The following is a 17,709-nucleotide window of genomic DNA, read 5'->3' as shown; positions in this document are numbered from 1 at the left end:
GGGGCGTTGTGGCTGTGGTGTCGTGGGCCGGGCCGAGGCTCAGGCGCCCGTGCCGCCGCCGCCGGGGACGTCCGCGGCGCTGTGCATGATCGCGTCGATCAGGCCGTACTCCAGGGCCTCCTCCGGCGTGAACCAGCGGTCGCGGTCGGAGTCCCGGGTGATCTGCTCGAAGGACTGGCCGCTGTGGAAGGCGATCAGCTCGGACATCCGCTTCTTGGTGCGGAGCAGCTGCTCGGCCTGGATGCGGATGTCGGTGGCCGAGCCGCCGAGGCCGGCGGAGGGCTGGTGCATCAGGATGTTGGCGTTCGGCAGCGAGAAGCGCTTGCCCTTGGCGCCCGCGGTCAGCAGGAACTGGCCCATCGAGGCCGCCATGCCCATCGCGATGGTGACGACGTCGTTCTTGATGTACTGCATGGTGTCGTAGATCGCCATGCCCGCGGAGATCGAGCCGCCCGGGGAGTTGATGTAGAGGAAGATGTCCTTTTCCGGGTCCGCGGCCAGCAGCAGCAGCTGGGCGGTGATCTTGTTGGCGATGTCGTCGTCGACCTGCTGGCCGAGGAAGATGATCCGCTCGTTGAGCAGCCGGTTGTACACCTGGTCGCCCAGGCCGCCGAGCACGTCACCAGAGGCGGCGTGCGGCGCCATCGGGCCAGGCATCTGCATCTGCGGGAACGTCACTTAGCCACCTGCTCAGTCGATTTGGACGGTCGCTCCGCGACCGTCACGGTGTCGCACAGCTTCCGGGTATCACGTCGTGATTGTTGCTGTCCAAGGACCCTAACGCGCAGGCCGGGCCGCAGAATCCCTCACGCAGAACTGTTCGCTGTGAGCGCAGGGTCGCGCGCCCCGCCCCGGGCGGAATGACGCGGAATGACAGCGGGCCCGGACACCGTACGGCGTCCGGGCCCACTGCGCGCCTCAGGGGCTACCGGGGCGATCAGGCCTCGGTCTTCTCCTCGGCGGAGGTCTCCTCGGCGGCGGCCTCGACGGTCTCGGCCGTCTCGTCCTCGTCGTCGAAGTTGATCTCGTTGCCCTCGGTGTCGACGACCTTGGCGGCCTCGACCACGGTGGCCAGCGCCTTGCCGCGGGCGACCTCGCCGACCAGCAGCGGCACCTGGCCACCCTGGACGACCTGCTGCGCGAACTGGTCCGGGGTGAGGCCCGAGCCGGCGGCGCGGCGGATGAGGTGCTCGGTCAGCTCCTCCTGGTTAACACCCAGCTCCTCGTCGGCGACGATCTGGTCCAGGACGAACTGGGTCTTGATGCCCTTCTTCGCCTGCTCCTCGATCTCCGCGTCCCACTCCTCGCGGGTCTTGCCCTGGGTCTCCAGGTAGGAGTCGATGTTCAGGCCCATCGGCTCGAGCTGGTGGTGCTCGAGGTTGTGCTTGCGGGTCTGGATCTCGTCCGCGAGCAGCTTCTCGGGGAACTCGATCTCGACCAGGCCGAGCAGCGCGTCCAGCACCTTCTCCTGGGCCTGGGTGGCCTGGTCGTACTCCTTCATGCGCTCCAGGCGCTTGCGGGAGTCGGCGCGCAGGTCCTCCAGGGTGTCGAACTCGCTCGCCAGCTGGGCGAACTCGTCGTCCAGCTCCGGCAGCTCCTTCTCCTGGACGGCGGTGACGGTGACGGTGACCTCGGAGGTCTTGCCCGCCTGGGTGCCGCCCTTGAGCTCGGTGGCGAAGGTGGCGGTGCCACCGGCCTCCAGGCCGGTCACGGCCTCGTCGATGCCGTCGATCAGACGGCCCGAGCCGATCTCGTAGCTGACGCCGGTGGCGGTGCCGTCCTCCGGCACCTCACCGTCGACCTTGGCCTCGAGGTCGACGACCACGATGTCGCCGGCGGCCGCGGCGCGCTCGACGTCCTTGACCGAGGAGAAGCGCTCGCGCAGCTGCTCCAGGGACTTCTCGACGTCCTCGTCGGAGACGGCGATCGGGTCGACGGTCACCTCGATGGAGGCGAAGTCGGGGAGGGTGATCTCCGGGCGGATGTCCACCTCGGCGGTGAACTTCAGGTCACCGCCGTCGGCGATCTTCTCGACACCCTCGATGTTGGTGATGTCGGGCTGGCCGAGGACCTCGATCTTGCCCTCGTCGACGGCCTGCGTGTAGAAGCGCGGCAGGGCGTCGTTGACGGCCTCCTCCAGCACGGCGCCACGGCCGAAACGCTGGTCGATGACGCGAGCCGGGATCTTGCCCTTGCGGAAGCCCGGAACCGTGACCTGCTGGTTGATCTTCTTGTACGCCGCGTCGAGGCTGGGCTTGAGCTCCTCGAAGGGCACCTCGACGGTGAGTCGAACCCGGGTCGGGTTCAGAGTCTCGACGGCGCTCTTCACGGTTAGGTCTCCTATGGGCTTGCGGTCAGGTTGCCTCCGCCGTCCCCATGCGGCCGGCCGGGGCCGTACGAGCGGGTCGGGCGAGACGGGCGATGGGCGGTTGGAGCTGCATCTCCCGCGGGGGTCGGACGGTGAGGTTGACTCCTCGCCCTCGGGCGGTGGACCTGGGTTGGGACCGCAGGGACTACCGCCAGCGCCCCATCCTACCGGTACCACGAAAGGCGGACGCCAGACGCCACCTCGTCACCCACACAGAACAGGGCCCCGCCCCCTGGACGAGACCCTGCCGCACTGTCGGGGTGACCGGATTCGAACCGACGGCCTTCCGCTCCCAAAGCGGACGCGCTACCAAACTGCGCCACACCCCGTGGTGCCGAGAGGAAGCGTACACGCCGGGCCTTGGCGGCTCGCCGAGTTGTTCCGGGCGGCCCGGAAGGACTTCGGACGGACTCCGGAAGGACCCGGAAGCGGGTGGACGGGAAATGCGGTGTGCGCGGAGGCGACCGGACCAGGTACGCTGTTCCCCGAACTTCCGGCCGGAGACGTCCGGGGGATCGCGCGGGCGTAGCTCAATGGTAGAGCCCTAGTCTTCCAAACTAGTCACGCGAGTTCGATTCTCGTCGCCCGCTCCTCGAACCGGCCCCGGTGCGCCTGCGCGCACCGGGGCCGGTGTCGTTTCCGCGGCGGCCCTCCCCCGGGCCCACCCCCTCGACCGTTCCCGCCGCCCTCCTCAGAGCCCCAGCCGGCCGGCCCGGGCGGCGGCCCGGTCGAGCAGCCGGTGGACGTCGGCCTCCCGGGTGGTCGGCCGGTCGTTGTACTCGTCCGGGGAGCTCACCGGGCGGCCGGTCGCGTGCAGCACCTCCATCAGCTGCACCCGGGCGGTGCGGACGGTGGCCGGGGTGCCGTAGCCGTGCCCGAGGACGGCGGCCTGGGCGCCGAGCAGGCAGACCCGGCCGCGCGCGTCCCACATCGCGCCCTGCAGCCAGCCGACGGCCCCGATGTAGCGGGAGGCGAGCCGCAGGTGGTCGGCCGCGGTCACCGGCACCGGGCGGGCGGGGCGTCGCAGCACCCGGTCGACCACGGTGGCCCGGGGCTCCGGGTACCCGGCGTGCCACGGCTGTGGCGCGGCGCCGTACGGGCAGACGTACGGCACCGGGCGGCGCGCGGGGCCGGGCAGCGAGGCGAGGTAGGCCTCGATCTCGGCGACCAGTCCGGAGCCGTCCGGCCCGGCGGGGAACGGCGGCGCGAGGGCCGGGACGGGTCGAGGGGGCGTCAGGTCGGTGCGGGGCATGGGGCTCTCCAGCCGGACGGCGGCCCCCGGCCCGAGAACCGGGGGGTCAACGCTCTCCAAACTGGAACATTCAGGACATTTCCGCGACCGGAGGGCCGAACGGCCCCGGCGGTTTCCCGGTTGGGTTCCGGGCCGATAGCCTCGGCGGCGTTCGAGCGCAGTTCGAGCGCGAGCTCACCCGCCGCGCTCCGAGGTGGAGGAGTCCCGGTGCGTCCCCAGGAGCGACTGGCCGTCATACAGCGCTGCGTGACGCGGGAGATGGCACGCCTCGGGCACGTCTTCACCGCCGACGGCGAGGTGGTGCGCGGCCCCGGGACCACGGCGGTCGCGGTGCGCGAGCACCCCGGCGGCGACGGCTCGGGCCACGTCGACCTCGGCTACGTGCTGCACCTGGGCCGCGCGGACGGGCCGGTGGTCTGGGACTGCGCGGCCGGCCTCGGCAAGACCGAGGAGGAGAAGCTCGCCAACGCGGTGCGGATGTGGGCGACCACCACCGCCTCGGTGCTGGTCGAGCTGGCCGACGGGCGCGGCGTCTACGCCGACCACGCGGACCACCCCGAACTCCCGGGCTGGCACGCCGTGCAGGGGCCGGCGGCGGTGTTCGGCTTCGGCAACGAGCACCTGGCGGCCTGGCTCGCCGAGCACCGGGTGATGGCGGCCCTCGCGCCCGCGCTGCGGCCGCAGTTGACCGGGCCGGGGCCGGTCGGGGTGAAGCTCTTCCTGGGCGGGAAGGCCGACGACGACGTCGCCGAGGTCCGGGTCGACGGCGAGGTGTCCGAGGCGGCCTCGGCGGCGCTGCGCGCGCTGGACTGGCCGCGCGGCGAACGACTCTGCTGGGCGCGGCTGTTCGTCCTGCTCACCGCCGAGCGGGCAGCGCCGGTCGAGGCCGCGCCGGCGCGTGCCGAGGCACCCGCACCGATGCGTCCTCCGGCCCCGGCGGCGGTCCGCCCCCGGGGGCTGTTCGCCCGCTGGCGGGAGGCCAGACGGGCCGGCCGGTGATCCCCTCGCGGGGGTGCGGACGGCCCGGCCCGGTCAGCCGCCGGTGATGCTCGAGATGCTGTGGGCGAGGTTCGCCAGCAGGGAGTTGATCGAGCCCGCGACCGTGGTCTCGTGCAGCATGAAGCCGAACAGGGCGGCGACGATGCCGTGCGCGATCTTCATCTGCTTGTTGCGGATGAAGATGATGCACAGGATCGCGAACAGGACCAGCGCGGAGACGGAGAGTGCCACCCGGACTCACTTCCTCGTTTCATAGCGTGGTGCCGCCGCCCGGCGGCACCTGCGAAGCCGGACCCCGGCCTGTCCGACGGTCCCGAGGCGGAATCCCGGACCGACCGGCACGCCGCCGGCGAAGGGGCCCGGTCCGGTCGAACGTTGTCTGCCTTGCCGCACGTGACGCCCCCAATCCCCCGAATCCTGAACAGTCCCGCCCGGACTCAGTGTGGTCGACCGTGCCGATTGCGTAAAGGTCTGACAGTCAGCCCAACGCCGATATCCTGCGATGCGAGACGAGTTTCCGCCGACCGGGACGATAGCCGAGCCGTTCTGACGAAACGTCGGCGGGGCCGCGCTGAGCGGCCGGGAAGCGGCCGGCGGCGGGTAACGGAAGCGGCAGGTCCGGTCAGCCGACGGGGCGTCCGATTTGGCCGAAGATCAGCTGCCCGGCTTGACAGCACCTGCCCCCGGCATGTGCCGCCGCGGCCGGGCCGGATCCGGCGGTCCGGCAGTGGTCCACGGGACGCGTCCCGGACCCGTCCCGGACCCGTCCTAGTCGCGCCAGAGCAGCAGGACGGCGCGGTCGTCGTTGATGTCCCGGGCCACCGTCTCGATCAGGGCCGCCGCCGCACCCGCACCCGCACCCGGCCCGCTGCCGGGAACCAGGCGGTCCGCCTCCCCCATCAGCCGGTCCATCCCCTCGGAGAGGTCCCGGCCAGGCTCCTCGACCATGCCGTCGGTGCAGAGCATCAGCACGTCGCCGCGGTTCAGCCGGCCGCGCACGCCGTCGAACTTGGCGCCGTCGTAGATCCCCAGCAGCGGGCCCTCCGCCTCCTTGACCTCCCAGTGCCCGGCGCCCGCCAGCCGCTGCATCCCGGGCAGGTGCCCGGCCGACAGCAGCTCGTACTCGCCGGTGTCCAGGTCCAGCACCAGGTGCACCGCGGTGGCGAAGCCCTCCTCCCACGACTGGCGCAGCAGGTAGCCGTTGGCGGCGGGCAGGAAGTCGTGCGCGGGCAGCGAGCCGACCAGGCCGCCGAAGGCCCCGGACAGCAGCAGTGCCCGGGAGCCGGCGTCCATGCCCTTGCCCGAGACGTCCGCGAGGACCACCTCCAGCAGCCGCTGGCCCGGACCGGTCCGGGCGGCGACCACGAAGTCCCCGGAGAAGGACTGCCCGCCGGCCGGGCGCAGCGCCATGTCCGCGTGCCAGCCGCTCGGCAGCTCGGGCACCCGGCTCTGCACCCGCAGCCGCTCGCGCAGGTCGAACAGCATGGTCGAGCCGCCCCACCAGGGCACCCCGACCCGGGCCCGGAACTGGGCCAGCAGCAGGCCGCCCACCCCGGCGGCGCCGACCACCAGGGCCGCGCCCGGGGTCACGCCGTAGGTGTAGGCCTCGGGGTTCTCGCTGGCCACCCGCTGGCCGGTGTGGATCACGGACTCCGCGGAGAGGCCGAGCGCGGCCAGCGCGTACAGCACCACCAGGCTGCCGGGGCGCAGCAGCAGCGCACCGGCCAGGATCGGCAGGACCAGGGCCGTGGGCGGGGCCCAGGCGGGCATCCAGACGTTGAGCACGATCAGCAGCGGCACGAGCAGGGCGAGCGCGCAGAGCACCGGCCAGTCGGCGGCCCCGCCGCGGAAGTAGTCGACCCCGGCCGTGCGCAGCCTTCGGCGGGCCCGGCGGAGCACCATGCGCAACCGGGCCGTCACGGGCGCGGACGCCTTGGCGGCGCCGGGCCTCGTCGCAGTCGTCTGGGGCGGTGCGCCCGGCGGTCTGCCAGCCATGGGGCCCGACCCTATCCACGGGTACCGCCCGGCGTCGACGGCTCGGACGGTGGCGAATGCGCCGTGGCGCGGGCCGGTCAGCCGGTTTCGGCCGATCGGCGCCGCGGCGGGCGCGACGTCAGGAGGCGTGCGCCGGTTGGGCGTACGAACCACACGGGCGGCGCACGCGCCCCGCGCGGGGCGCCGATCGCACGCCGGGGACCTGTGTCCGATGACACAGGCCGGCCGGGCCGCGGACCGCTCGGGCCGCTCGGGCCGCCGGACGCGGCGGTGGGCAGCGTCGGCGGGCGACAGGCGACAGGAACGACGACGGCCGGCCGCACGCGAACGTGCGACCGGCCGTCGGAGGAGGGTGGACGGGGAGGGATCAGCCCTGCGGGTGGTGGGCCGGGATCGGCGGGAGCTCGCCGGTGGTCTCGTACTCGCTCAGCATCTCGATCCGGCGGGTGTGCCGGGGCTCGCCGCTGTAGGGGGTGTTGAGGAAGATCTCGACGAACTTCGTGGCCTCCGCGAGGGTGTGCATCCGGCCGCCGACGGAGATCACGTTGGCGTTGTTGTGCTCGCGGCCGAGCGAGGCGGTCTGCTCGCTCCAGGCCAGCGCCGCACGCACGCCCTTGACCTTGTTGGCGGCGATGGCCTCGCCGTTGCCCGAGCCGCCGATCACGACGCCCAGTGCCTCCGGGTCGGCGGCGGTGCGCTCGGCGGCGCGCAGGCAGAACGGCGGGTAGTCGTCCTCGGCGTCGTAGATGTGCGGCCCGCAGTCGACCGGCTCGTGGCCGGCCTCCTTGAGCCACTCCACGAGGTGGTTCTTCAGTTCGTATCCGGCATGGTCGGAGCCCAGGTACACGCGCATGCCATGAGTGTGGCATGCGCCTGGCCCCGGGCTCCGCACAGGGCCGGGCGCGCCCGGCGCCCCTGACGCCCGGTTCGCCGGGAAGGGCCTCAGCGGCGGCCGAGGAGCTTCCAGGCGAGCGGGAGGGCGCCGGCGGCGAGGACGGCCTTCAGGGCGTCGCCGACGAGGTAGGGGTAGAGGCCGAGTTCGGCCGCCCGGGCGAGCGGGACGTGCAGCGACAGGGCCAGGTACGGGACGCCGACCGCGTAGACGGCGAGGCTGCCGAGAACCATCGTGACGGCGGTGTTGACCGGGGTGCGGTCGGCGCCGCGGCGGGCCAGCGCGCCGGTCAGGCCGGCGGCGAGGACGAAGCCGAGCACGTAGCCGAGCGAGGGCATCGCCCAGCCGGAGGTGCCCTCGGCGAACCAGGGCATGCCCGCCATGCCGGCCAGCAGGTAGAGGCCGAGCGAGGCGACGCCGCGGCGGGTGCCGAGCGCGGTGCCGACCAGCAGGGCGGCGAAGGTCTGGCCGGTGACGGGCACCGGGGAGCCGGGGACGTTGACGGACAGCTGGGCCGCCACACCGGTCAGTGCGGCGCCGCCGGCCACCAGGGCCAGGTCGCGGGCCTGGGCGCCGAGGCGGGTGGTCGCGGACGGCAGCAGGTCGGCGAGGACGGCGCGGCGCGGTATCGGGGTGGTGGCAGTGGCCATCGGGGGTCTCCTCCGGGGGTGCTCAGGTGAGTGAACACCTGTGAACCTACGTGGTGATCCACTCCGCCACCGCCACGGTTTCGGACAAAGCCCCGCCCTCGACCGTTGTCGGGTCCGGCCCATTCCGGCCCAAACCGACGGCGGGTGACCACCCGGTCGCAACCGGTGACCGTCCGGACCACATGGTGGGCCCGCCGCCGACCACGTTGGCATGACCCGAGGTGTCCCCGGATATTGGACAACTCATGCCGCATTCCGCACAGTCTGGAACCAACCCTATGGCCCCCACCTCCGCGCCCACCGCGCCCGGGACCACCGACACCGGCGCTCCCCCGGCCTCCGGCCAGCAGCTCTCGCACGGCCTCAAGCAGCGCCACCTGTCGATGATCGCGCTGGGCGGGGTGATCGGCGCCGGCCTGTTCGTCGGCTCCGGCGCGGGCATCGCGGCCGCCGGCCCCGCGATCATCCTGGCCTTCACCCTCTCCGGCCTGCTGGTCATGCTGATCATGCGGATGCTCGGCGAGATGTCCGCCGCCCGGCCCGCCTCCGGCTCGTTCTCGGTGCACGCCGAGAAGGAGGTCGGCCCCTGGGCCGGGATCACCGCGGGCTGGATGTACTGGGTGATGCTGTGCTGCGGCGTCGCGGCCGAGGCCACCGCCGCCGGGAAGATCGTCAACGGCTGGGTCCCGGGCGTCTCCGCCTGGGTCTGGGTCGGCCTGTTCATGGTCTTCTTCTGCGCCAGCAACCTCACCGCCGTGAAGAACTTCGGCGAGTTCGAGTTCTGGTTCGCCACCATCAAGGTCGCCGCGATCATCGCCTTCCTGGTCCTCGGCGGGCTCGGCGTGGCCGGGGTGCTCGGCCCCGGCTCCCCCGGCACCGACAACCTGACCGGCCAGGGCGGCTTCCTGCCCACCGGCGTCAGCGGACTGATCGTCGGCCTGCTGGCCTCGGTCTTCGCCTACGGCGGCCTGGAGACGGTGACCATCGCCGCGGCCGAGTCCGACGACCCCAAGAAGAACGTCGCCAACGCGGTGCGCACGGCGGTGTGGCGGATCGCGATCTTCTACATCGGCTCGATGGCCCTGGTCGTCACCCTGGTCTCCTGGAAGGACCCGGCGGTCGTCGCCGACGGCCCGTACGTGACGGTGCTGCGCCACCTGGGCGTGCCCGGCGCCGGGACGATCATGGAGGTGGTGGTGCTGATCGCGCTGCTCTCCGCGATGAACGCCAACATCTACGGCGCCTCCCGGATGGCCTACTCGCTGGTCGGCCGCGGCCAGGGCCCCAAGGCACTGGCCAAGGTGAGCGGCGGCGTGCCGCGCCGGGCGGTGCTGGTCTCCTGCCTGTTCGGCTTCGGCGCCGTGCTGGCCGCCAAGTTCTGGCCCGACACCGTGTTCACCTGGCTGATGAACACCACCGGTGTGGCCATCCTGGTGGTCTGGCTGTTCATCTGCATCGTCCAGCTGAAGATGCGCCGCCGGCTGGAGCGCGAGGCGCCCGAGCTGCTCACCGTGAAGATGTGGGGCTACCCGTACCTGACCTGGGTGGCGATGGCCGCCGTGGTCGGCATCCTCGGCCTGATGACCACCACCGAGGGCAACCGGGAGCAGCTGTACGCGGCCGGGGTGCTGGTCGTCCTGCTGATCGCCGCCGGCCTGGTCAAGCAGCGCCGGGACGCCGCCGCCCGCTGAGCCCGCACGCACGCCCGGAGGCCCGGTACCGACCAGCGGTACCGGGCCTCCGGGCGTGCAGGGGCGTCGCCTACTCGAAGGACGGGCCCGCCGTACGGGTCCGCTTGATCTCGTAGAAGCCCGGGGTGGAGGCCACCAGCAGGGTGCCGTCCCACAGCCGGGCCGCCGCCTCGCCCTTGGGGGCCGGGGTGACGACCGGGCCGAAGAAGGCGACCCGCTCGCCGTCCGCGCCCTCGACCGCGATCACCGGGGTGCCGACGTCCTCGCCGACCAGGGTGATGCCCTCCTTGTGCGAGGCCCGCAGCGCCTCGTCGTACTCCTCCGTGTCGGCCGCGTCGGCCAGCTCGGCGGGCAGGCCGGCCGCCACCAGGGCGGCCCGGACGGTCTCCCGGTTCTGCGGCAGGCCCTGGTTGTGGAAGCGCAGGCCGAGCTCGGTGTAGAGCCGGCCGAGCACCTCGTCGCCGTGCTGCTGGGCGGCCGCTATGCAGACCCGCACCGCGCCCCAGGCGTTGTCCAGCAGCTCGCGGTAGTTCTGCGGCAGGTCGCGGTGCTCGTTCAGCACCGACAGGCTCATCACGTGCCAGTTCACGTCCACCGGGCGCAGCTGCTGCACCTCGATCAGCCAGCGGGACGTCATCCACGCCCACGGGCAGGCCGGGTCGAACCAGAAGTCGGCGGTCTTGCGCTCAGCGGCAGTCGTCACTGCGGTCGTCCTTCGTGAGTGCTAGTGGATCGGGGAGGTGTTCCACCCCGAGCAGCCCAACACCCCGCGGGCGCCGCTGATTCCGGCCCGCCACCACGGCTGTGCAATGGTACCGGCGCCGGAGGGCGTGAAAGGATGCCCCTGCGGGGCGCGGACACCGCGTGCCGAGACCGCACCACCCACAGACGCACCACCGTGCGAGCCGGACAAAGGAGTACCGCCGTGCCGGGCAAGAACCTGAGCCGCGACGAAGCCCAGCAGCGGGCCAGCATCCTGGCCGTGGACGGCTACCGGGTCCGGCTGGACGTGACCTCCGCCCCCGATCCCGCGGCCGCCGTCTTCCGCTCCACCACCACGGTCGCCTTCCGCTGCTCCGAGCCCGGCGCCGCCACCTTCCTCGACCTGCTCGCGCCCGCCGTCCGCTCGATCACCCTGAACGGCCGCACGATCGACCCGGCCACCGCCTACGACGGCGCCCGCGTGCACGTCGACGGCCTCGCCGCCGAGAACGTCCTCACCGTCGAGGCGGACTGCGCCTACAGCCGCACCGGCGAGGGCCTGCACCGCTTCACCGACCCGGTGGACGGCGAGACGTACCTCTACACCCACTACGAGCCGGCCGACGCCCGCCGGGTGTTCGCGACCTTCGAGCAGCCCGACCTGAAGGCCCCGTTCACCTTCACGGTGACCGCCCCCGCCGCCTGGGACGTCCGCTCCAACGCCGTCCACGAGACCGTCACCACCGAAGGCGCCGCCCGGACCTGGGAGTTCGCGCCGACCAAGCCGATCTCCACCTACCTGACCGCCGTCGTGGCCGGCCCGTACCACGTCGCCGCCGACCACTACAGCCGCGAGCTCGCCGACGGCACCACCCTGGACGTCCCGCTCGCCGCGCTGTGCCGCAAGTCCCTCGCCCAGTACTTCGACGCGGACGAGATCCTCGGCGTCACCAAGCTCGGACTCGACTTCTTCCACGAGGAGTTCGACTACCCGTACCCCTTCGGCAAGTACGACCAGGTGTTCGTCCCCGAGTACAACATCGGCGCCATGGAGAACCCGGGCTGCGTGACCTTCAAGGAGGAGTTCGTCTTCCGCTCGAAGGTCACCGACGCCGCCTACGAGAGCCGCGCCAACGTCATCCTGCACGAGATGGCGCACATGTGGTTCGGCGACCTGGTCACCATGCGCTGGTGGGACGACCTGTGGCTGAAGGAGTCCTTCGCGGACTTCATGGGCTCCTACGGCCTGATCGGCGCCCGCACCCGGTACTCCTCGGCCTGGGTGACCTTCGCCAACCAGCGCAAGGCCTGGGCGTACCGGCAGGACCAGCTGCCCACCACCCACCCGATCACCGCCGACATCCGCGACCTCGAGGCCGCCAAGCTCAACTTCGACGGCATCACCTACGCCAAGGGCGCCTCCGTCCTCAAGCAGCTGGTGGCCTACGTCGGTTCCAAGGCCTTCTTCGAGGGCGCCCGCCGCTACTTCAAGCGCCACGCCTTCGGCAACACCGAGCTCACCGACCTGCTGGACGTGCTGGAGGAGACCAGCGGCCGCGACCTGCGTTCCTGGGCCGCCGCCTGGCTGCAGACCGCCGGGGTCAACTCGCTCACCCCGCAGCTCACCACCGACGCCGCGGGCCGGATCACCGAGCTCGCCGTCGTCCAGGACGGCGACGTGCTGCGCCCGCACCGGATCGCGGTCGGCCTCTACGACCGGGACCCGGACGGCGCCCTGGTGCGCTCGGAGCGGATCGAGCTCGACGTCACCGGCGCGCGCACCGTCGTCGCCGAGGCCGTCGGCCGCCCCCGCCCGGCGCTGGTCCTGCTCAACGACGACGACCTCACCTACTGCAAGATCCGCTTCGACCCCGACTCGCTGGAGACCCTGCGCGCCGGTCTCGGCGACATCCGCGACGACCTGGCCCGGGCGCTCGCCTGGTCCGCCGTCTGGAACCTCACCCGGGACGGCCTGATGCCGGCCCGCGACTACGTCGCCCTGGTGCTGCGCTTCGCCGGCCGGGAGGGCAACATCGGCGTGCTGCAGTCGCTGCACCTCCAGGCGAAGACCGCCGTCGACCTCTACGCCGACCCGGCCTGGCGGGCCGAGGGCGGCCGCCGGCTGGCCGACGGCGCCCTGCACGAGCTGCGCGCCGCCGTCCCCGGCAGCGACCACCAGCTGGCCTGGGCCCGCTTCCTGGCCCAGACCGCGGGCGGCGCCGAGCACCTCGGACTGGTCCGCGGCCTGCTGGCCGGCAGCGCCCGGATCGACGGCCTGGACGTCGACCAGGAGCTGCGCTGGGCGCTCTGGCTGGCCCTGGCCGCCGCCGGCCAGGCCGGGGACGAGGAGCTGGCCGGCGAGCTGGCCGCCGACAACACCGCCAGCGGGCGGCGCCAGTACACCCAGTGCCTGGCAGCCCGGCCCACCCCGGAGGCCAAGGCGGCCGCCTGGTCGGCCGTCGTCGACTCGGACGAGCTGCCGAACGCCCTGGTCGAGGCCAACATCGCGGGCTTCTCGGTGGCCGCCCACCGCGACCTGACCGCGCTGTACGCGGCGCCCTACTTCAAGCTGCTGGAGCGGGTCTGGTCCGAGCGGACCATCGAGATCGCGATGCGCATCGTCGCCGGATTCTTCCCGCGGGCCCAGACCGGCGAGCCGACCCTGGCCGAGGCGGACGCCTGGCTGGACGGCCACCCGCAGGCCGCTCCGGCGCTGCGCCGCCTGGTCCTGGAGTGCCGCGACGACCTGGCCCGCGCCCTGCGGGCGCAGGCCTGCGACCGCGCCTGACGGAGCTGCGAGGGGCCCGCCGTGTCCGCACGGCGGGCCCCTGCGCGCACCCCGGCCCGTGGTCAGCCGCGGCGCAGGCCGCGGTCCAGGGCGGCGATGGCGCTGCCCTGGGCGTCGTCGCCGTCCAGCGACCAGACCATCACGCCGCCCAGGTCGTTCTGGCGGACGTACCGGGCCTTCTGGGTGAGCACCTCGGCGGTGTCGTAGCTGTAGAAGGTGGAGCCGTCGTACTTCCACGACGCGCCGTGGTCGCGGTCCCAGTAGACCTTGCCGGGCAGGGCGTTGACCTCCTTGTAGGAGCGGTCGGGGGCGGCGGCGGTGGCGCTCTGGTAGAGGCCGCCGCGCGCGCCGGCCGCGACGCCCGTCCAGCCGTGGCCGTACAGCGGGGCGCCGAGCACCGTCTGCTCGGACGGCAGGCCGCGCTCCTGGTAGTGCACGACGGCGGCGTCGGCGCTGCGCCGGCGCGGCTCGGGGTCGGTCGGGTCGGAGTACAGGTTGGCCTGGTGGTTGGCCGGGCCCGTGCCCTCCCAGGGGCCGTGCAGGTCGTAGGTCATCACGTTGAGCCAGTCCACGGAGTCGCTCAGCGCGGGCAGTTCGAGCCGGTCGGCGACGGTCTCGTTGGCGGCGACGGCGGCGGTCAGCAGGTAGTGCTTGCCGCCCTTGCCGTGCTTGCCGCCCCTGGCGCCGAGTTCGTCGAGCTGGCGGCGGAACTCCTGCATCAGCAGGGTGTAGTTGCGCCCGTCCTCGGGGCGGACCACGTTGCCCGGGTCCCCGCCGCCACCGGGGTACTCCCAGTCGATGTCGATGCCGTCGAAGACGCCCGCGGCCGCGCCGGCGCCGCCCTCCGGGGAGCCCGGCAGGACGGGCAGGTCGCCCTTGAGGTAGAGGTCGATGCAGGAGGAGACGAACTTCTTGCGGGCGGCGTCGGTGGCGGCCGCGTCGGAGAAGTACTTGGACCAGCTCCAGCCGCCGAGCGAGATGACGGTGCGCAGCTGCGGGTTCTTCGCCTTGAGCTTGCGCAGCTGGTTGAAGTGGCCCTTGAGCCGCTGGCCGGGGGTGTCGGCCACGCCGTCCACCGAGTCGGCGGCGGAGAAGGCTCGCTGGTAGTCGTTGTGGGCGTCGCCCTGGCCGGGGGCGTCGGTCTCGTAGCAGGTGCCGTCGGCGGAGACGTTGCCGAAGGCGTAGTTGACGACGGTGAGCTTCCCGGCCTGGCCGGACTCCTGGACCCGCTTGGCGGAGCTGTCGGCGCCCCACTGCGTGAAGTAGCCGACGCGCTGGCCCTTCAGCTTCGGGCCCTGGTGGGCTTCGGCGGCGTTGGCGGTGGCGGGGGCGGCGAGCAGCGCGGCGACGGTGGCGGCGGCGAGCAGGGCTGAGGCGCGAGTGGGCATACCGGACCTGTTCTCTGAATCGGCGTCAATTGGTCTGGACCAGCTGGCATAGAGGTTTAGTCCATGACGGGCGCACCGCACAAGGGGCGGGGCCGGGAGACGCGGCATGCAGAAGGGGCCGGACCGCGTGGTGCGGTCCGGCCCCTCAGGCCTGGCGGGGTGCTCAGCCGATCAGCGAGCGCAGCACGTACTGCAGGATGCCGCCGTTGCGGTAGTAGTCCGCCTCACCGGGGGTGTCGATGCGGACGACCGCGTCGAAGGTGACGTCGCCGGCGGTGACCCGGACGGTCTTCGGGGTGCGGCCCTCGTTCAGCTCGGTCACGCCGGTGAAGGAGAACGTCTCCTCGCCGGTCAGGCCCAGGCTGTCGGCGTTCTGGCCCTCCGGGAACTGCAGCGGGAGGACGCCCATGCCGATCAGGTTCGAGCGGTGGATGCGCTCGTAGGACTCGGCGATGACGGCCTTGACGCCGAGCAGCGCGGTGCCCTTGGCCGCCCAGTCGCGGGACGAGCCGGAGCCGTACTCCTTGCCCGCCAGCACGACCAGCGGGATGCCGGCGGCCTGGTAGTTCTGCGAGGCGTCGTAGATGAACGACACCGGCGCGTCGGCCTGGGTGAAGTCGCGGGTGTAGCCGCCCTCGGTGCCCTCCGCGATCTGGTTGCGCAGACGGATGTTGGCGAAGGTGCCGCGGATCATGACCTCGTGGTTGCCACGGCGCGAGCCGTAGGAGTTGAAGTCACGCTTCTCCACACCGTGCTCGGTGAGGTACTGCGCCGCCGGGGTGCCCGGCTTGATGTTGCCGGCCGGGGAGATGTGGTCGGTGGTGACCGAGTCGCCCAGCTTGGCCAGGACGCGGGCACCGGCGATGTCGGTCACCGGGCTCGGGGTCTTGGCCATGCCCTCGAAGTACGGGGGCTTGCGGACGTAGGTGGACTCGGCGTCCCACTCGAAGGTGTTGCCGGTCGGGACGGGCAGCGACTGCCAGCGGTGGTCGCCGGCGAAGACGTCCTGGTAGCCCTTGTCGAACATGGCCTCGTCGATGGAGCCGGCGACGACCTCGGCGACCTCCTGCTCGGACGGCCAGATGTCGGCGAGGAACACGTCGTTGCCGTCGGCGTCCTGGCCCAGGGCGTCGCGGGTGATGTCGACGTTCATGTTGCCGGCGAGGGCGTAGGCGACCACCAGCGGCGGGGAGGCCAGGTAGTTCATCTTGACGTCCGGGTTGATCCGGCCCTCGAAGTTGCGGTTGCCGGAGAGCACCGAGACGACGGCGAGGTCGGCCTCGTTGACGGCGGCCGAGACCTCCTCGGGCAGCGGGCCCGAGTTGCCGATGCAGGTGACGCAGCCGTAGCCGACCAGGTTGAAGCCCAGCTTCTCCATGTACGGGAGCAGGCCGGCCTTCTCGTAGTAGTCCATGACGACCTTGGAGCCGGGCGCCAGGGTGGTCTTGACCCAGGGCTTGACGCGCAGGCCCTTCTCCACGGCCTTCTTCGCCAGCAGGGCGGCGCCCAGCATGACGGAGGGGTTGGAGGTGTTGGTGCAGGAGGTGATCGAGGCGATCACGACCGCGCCGTTGTCGATCTCGTAGGTCGAGCCGTCGGGGGCGGTGACGGCGGTCGGCTTCGAGGCCTCGGCGGCGTAGGTCGGCAGCGCCTCGGCGAACCGGGCGGCGGCCTCGGCCAGGATCACGCGGTCCTGCGGGCGCTTCGGGCCGGAGATCGACGGGACGACGGTGGAGACGTCCAGCTCCAGGTACTCGGAGTAGACCGGCTCGACCGACGGGTCGTGCCAGAGGCCCTGCTCCTTGGCGTACGCCTCGACCAGGGCGAGCTGCTGCTCGTCGCGGCCGGTGAGCTTCAGGTAGTTGATGGTCTCGGCGTCGATCGGGAAGATCGCACAGGTCGAGCCGAACTCCGGCGACATGTTGCCGATGGTGGCGCGGTTGGCCAGCGGGATCGCGGTGACGCCCTCGCCGTAGAACTCGACGAACTTGCCGACCACACCGTGCTTGCGCAGCATCTCGGTGATGGTGAGCACGAGGTCGGTGGCGGTGGTGCCGGCCGGCAGCTGGCCGTTCAGCTTGAAGCCCACCACGCGCGGGATCAGCATGGAGACCGGCTGGCCGAGCATCGCGGCCTCGGCCTCGATGCCGCCGACGCCCCAGCCCAGCACGCCCAGGCCGTTGACCATGGTGGTGTGCGAGTCGGTGCCGACGCAGGTGTCCGGGTAGGCCTGGCCGTTGCGGACCATGACCGTGCGGGCCAGGTGCTCGATGTTGACCTGGTGGACGATGCCGGTGCCCGGGGGGACGACCTTGAACTCGTCGAACGCGGTCTGGCCCCAGCGCAGGAACTGGTAGCGCTCCTTGTTGCGGCCGTACTCGATCTCGACGTTCTGGACGAAGGCGTCCGGAGTGCCGAACTTGTCGGCGATGACCGAGTGGTCGATGACCAGCTCGGCCGGGGCCAGCGGGTTGATCTTGGCCGGGTCGCCGCCCAGCTCCTTGACGGCCTCACGCATGGTGGCGAGGTCGACCACGCACGGCACACCGGTGAAGTCCTGCATGATCACGCGGGCCGGCGTGAACTGGATCTCCTGGCTCGGCTGGGCGTCGGCGTCCCAGTTCCCGAGCGCGCGGATGTGGTCGGCGGTGATGTTCGCGCCGTCCTCCGTGCGGAGCAGGTTCTCCAGCAGCACCTTGAGGCTGTACGGCAGCCGCTCGGAACCCTCGACGGCGGAGAGCTTGAAGATCTCGTACGACTCGTCGCCCACCTGCAGCGAGCTGCGGGCGTCGAAGCTGTTCGCGGACACGACTGACTCCTTCTGGGTGCTTCGTGCTATATCCGGCCGTCAGGATGGTAAGGTCAGCCTTACTTAGGCTTACCTTGCCTGCTGTGCCGGCGAGCGCCTCTCGGTAAGTATCTTGATATCGAGATATATCGTAAGGGGCAGTTATCTCGATGTCGAGATAAACCATAGTGCATGC

13 protein-coding genes and 2 tRNA genes are annotated in these 17,709 nt (G+C 72.0%); 4 read left to right on the top strand and 11 right to left on the bottom strand.

Translation table 11 applies throughout. The annotated features are described in order from the left end of the window. Positions 1-39 precede the first annotated feature (39 nt). From ACFYUY_RS03695 to ACFYUY_RS03685, 3 genes are all read right to left on the bottom strand, one after another. Positions 40-657 (bottom strand): ATP-dependent Clp protease proteolytic subunit, encoded by a 618-nt coding sequence (locus tag ACFYUY_RS03695; RefSeq protein ID WP_360211667.1) that lies wholly within the window; start codon positions 655-657, stop codon positions 40-42. 280 nt (positions 658-937) lie between these two features. Further along, complete coding sequence (gene tig, locus ACFYUY_RS03690) at positions 938-2,329, bottom strand: trigger factor (RefSeq protein ID WP_360211582.1); 1,392 nt, start codon at positions 2,327-2,329, stop codon at positions 938-940. Between the two features lie 294 nt (positions 2,330-2,623). Continuing rightward, positions 2,624-2,697, bottom strand: a tRNA-Pro gene (locus ACFYUY_RS03685). 190 nt (positions 2,698-2,887) lie between these two features. Between ACFYUY_RS03685 and ACFYUY_RS03680 the strand changes: the two genes are divergently transcribed. Then, positions 2,888-2,958 (top strand) — tRNA-Gly (locus ACFYUY_RS03680). A gap of 101 nt (positions 2,959-3,059) precedes the next feature. On the opposite strand, the gene ACFYUY_RS03675 is transcribed toward ACFYUY_RS03680, so the two are convergent. Beyond that, on the bottom strand, positions 3,060-3,620 hold the full coding sequence (locus tag ACFYUY_RS03675) for a hypothetical protein (RefSeq protein WP_387897584.1): 561 nt from the start codon (positions 3,618-3,620) through the stop codon (positions 3,060-3,062). A 207-nt stretch (positions 3,621-3,827) separates the two neighbouring features. Here ACFYUY_RS03675 and ACFYUY_RS03670 point away from each other — a divergent pair, with 207 nt between their 5' ends. Beyond that, on the top strand, positions 3,828-4,619 hold the full coding sequence (locus ACFYUY_RS03670) for a DUF6348 family protein (protein WP_387897581.1): 792 nt from the start codon (positions 3,828-3,830) through the stop codon (positions 4,617-4,619). A gap of 33 nt (positions 4,620-4,652) precedes the next feature. Here the strand turns inward: ACFYUY_RS03670 and ACFYUY_RS03665 are convergent, their stop codons facing one another. The 4 genes from ACFYUY_RS03665 to ACFYUY_RS03650 all read right to left on the bottom strand — a co-directional run bounded on the left by ACFYUY_RS03665 (position 4,653) and on the right by ACFYUY_RS03650 (position 8,156). Next, positions 4,653-4,850: a hypothetical protein gene (locus ACFYUY_RS03665; protein ID WP_360211588.1), complete on the bottom strand. Its 198-nt coding sequence runs from the start codon at positions 4,848-4,850 to the stop codon at positions 4,653-4,655. A 537-nt stretch (positions 4,851-5,387) separates the two neighbouring features. After that, on the bottom strand, positions 5,388-6,521 hold the full coding sequence (locus tag ACFYUY_RS03660) for a PP2C family protein-serine/threonine phosphatase (protein ID WP_387898639.1): 1,134 nt from the start codon (positions 6,519-6,521) through the stop codon (positions 5,388-5,390). Positions 6,522-6,981: 460 nt separating this feature from the next. After that, the gene (locus ACFYUY_RS03655) at positions 6,982-7,467 is read right to left on the bottom strand and encodes a ribose-5-phosphate isomerase (RefSeq protein WP_360211592.1); all 486 of its coding nucleotides are present in this window, start codon (positions 7,465-7,467) and stop codon (positions 6,982-6,984) included. 89 nt (positions 7,468-7,556) lie between these two features. Further along, on the bottom strand, positions 7,557-8,156 hold the full coding sequence (locus ACFYUY_RS03650) for a biotin transporter BioY (protein ID WP_360211594.1): 600 nt from the start codon (positions 8,154-8,156) through the stop codon (positions 7,557-7,559). A gap of 278 nt (positions 8,157-8,434) precedes the next feature. On the opposite strand from ACFYUY_RS03650, the gene ACFYUY_RS03645 reads away from it, so the two are divergent. Next, complete coding sequence (locus ACFYUY_RS03645; RefSeq protein ID WP_360211596.1) at positions 8,435-9,847, top strand: amino acid permease; 1,413 nt, start codon at positions 8,435-8,437, stop codon at positions 9,845-9,847. Between the two features lie 70 nt (positions 9,848-9,917). Here ACFYUY_RS03645 and ACFYUY_RS03640 read toward each other — a convergent pair whose 3' ends face one another. Beyond that, entirely contained in the window at positions 9,918-10,550 is a 633-nt protein-coding gene (locus ACFYUY_RS03640) for a DsbA family protein (RefSeq protein ID WP_360211598.1), read from the bottom strand. Between the two features lie 222 nt (positions 10,551-10,772). Between ACFYUY_RS03640 and pepN the strand changes: the two genes are divergently transcribed. Then, positions 10,773-13,337, top strand: coding sequence for an aminopeptidase N (gene pepN, locus ACFYUY_RS03635; RefSeq protein WP_387897577.1), 2,565 nt, complete (start codon positions 10,773-10,775; stop codon positions 13,335-13,337). A 62-nt stretch (positions 13,338-13,399) separates the two neighbouring features. Here the strand turns inward: pepN and ACFYUY_RS03630 are convergent, their stop codons facing one another. Next, positions 13,400-14,725 carry a glycoside hydrolase family 18 protein gene (locus ACFYUY_RS03630; protein ID WP_387897575.1) on the bottom strand — a complete coding sequence of 442 codons (1,326 nt, stop codon included), beginning with the start codon at positions 14,723-14,725 and terminating at the stop codon, positions 13,400-13,402. 163 nt (positions 14,726-14,888) lie between these two features. After that, positions 14,889-17,534, bottom strand: coding sequence for an aconitate hydratase AcnA (gene acnA / locus ACFYUY_RS03625; protein WP_360211604.1), 2,646 nt, complete (start codon positions 17,532-17,534; stop codon positions 14,889-14,891). Between the last annotated feature and the right edge of the window lie 175 nt (positions 17,535-17,709).

Origin of the sequence: Kitasatospora sp. NPDC004745 (assembly GCF_042873275.1) — a bacterium.
Taxonomy (GTDB): Bacteria; Actinomycetota; Actinomycetes; order Streptomycetales; family Streptomycetaceae; genus Kitasatospora.
The sequence above is the reverse complement of the archived record's forward strand: the minus strand, read 5'-3'. Positions and strand labels throughout refer to the sequence as shown.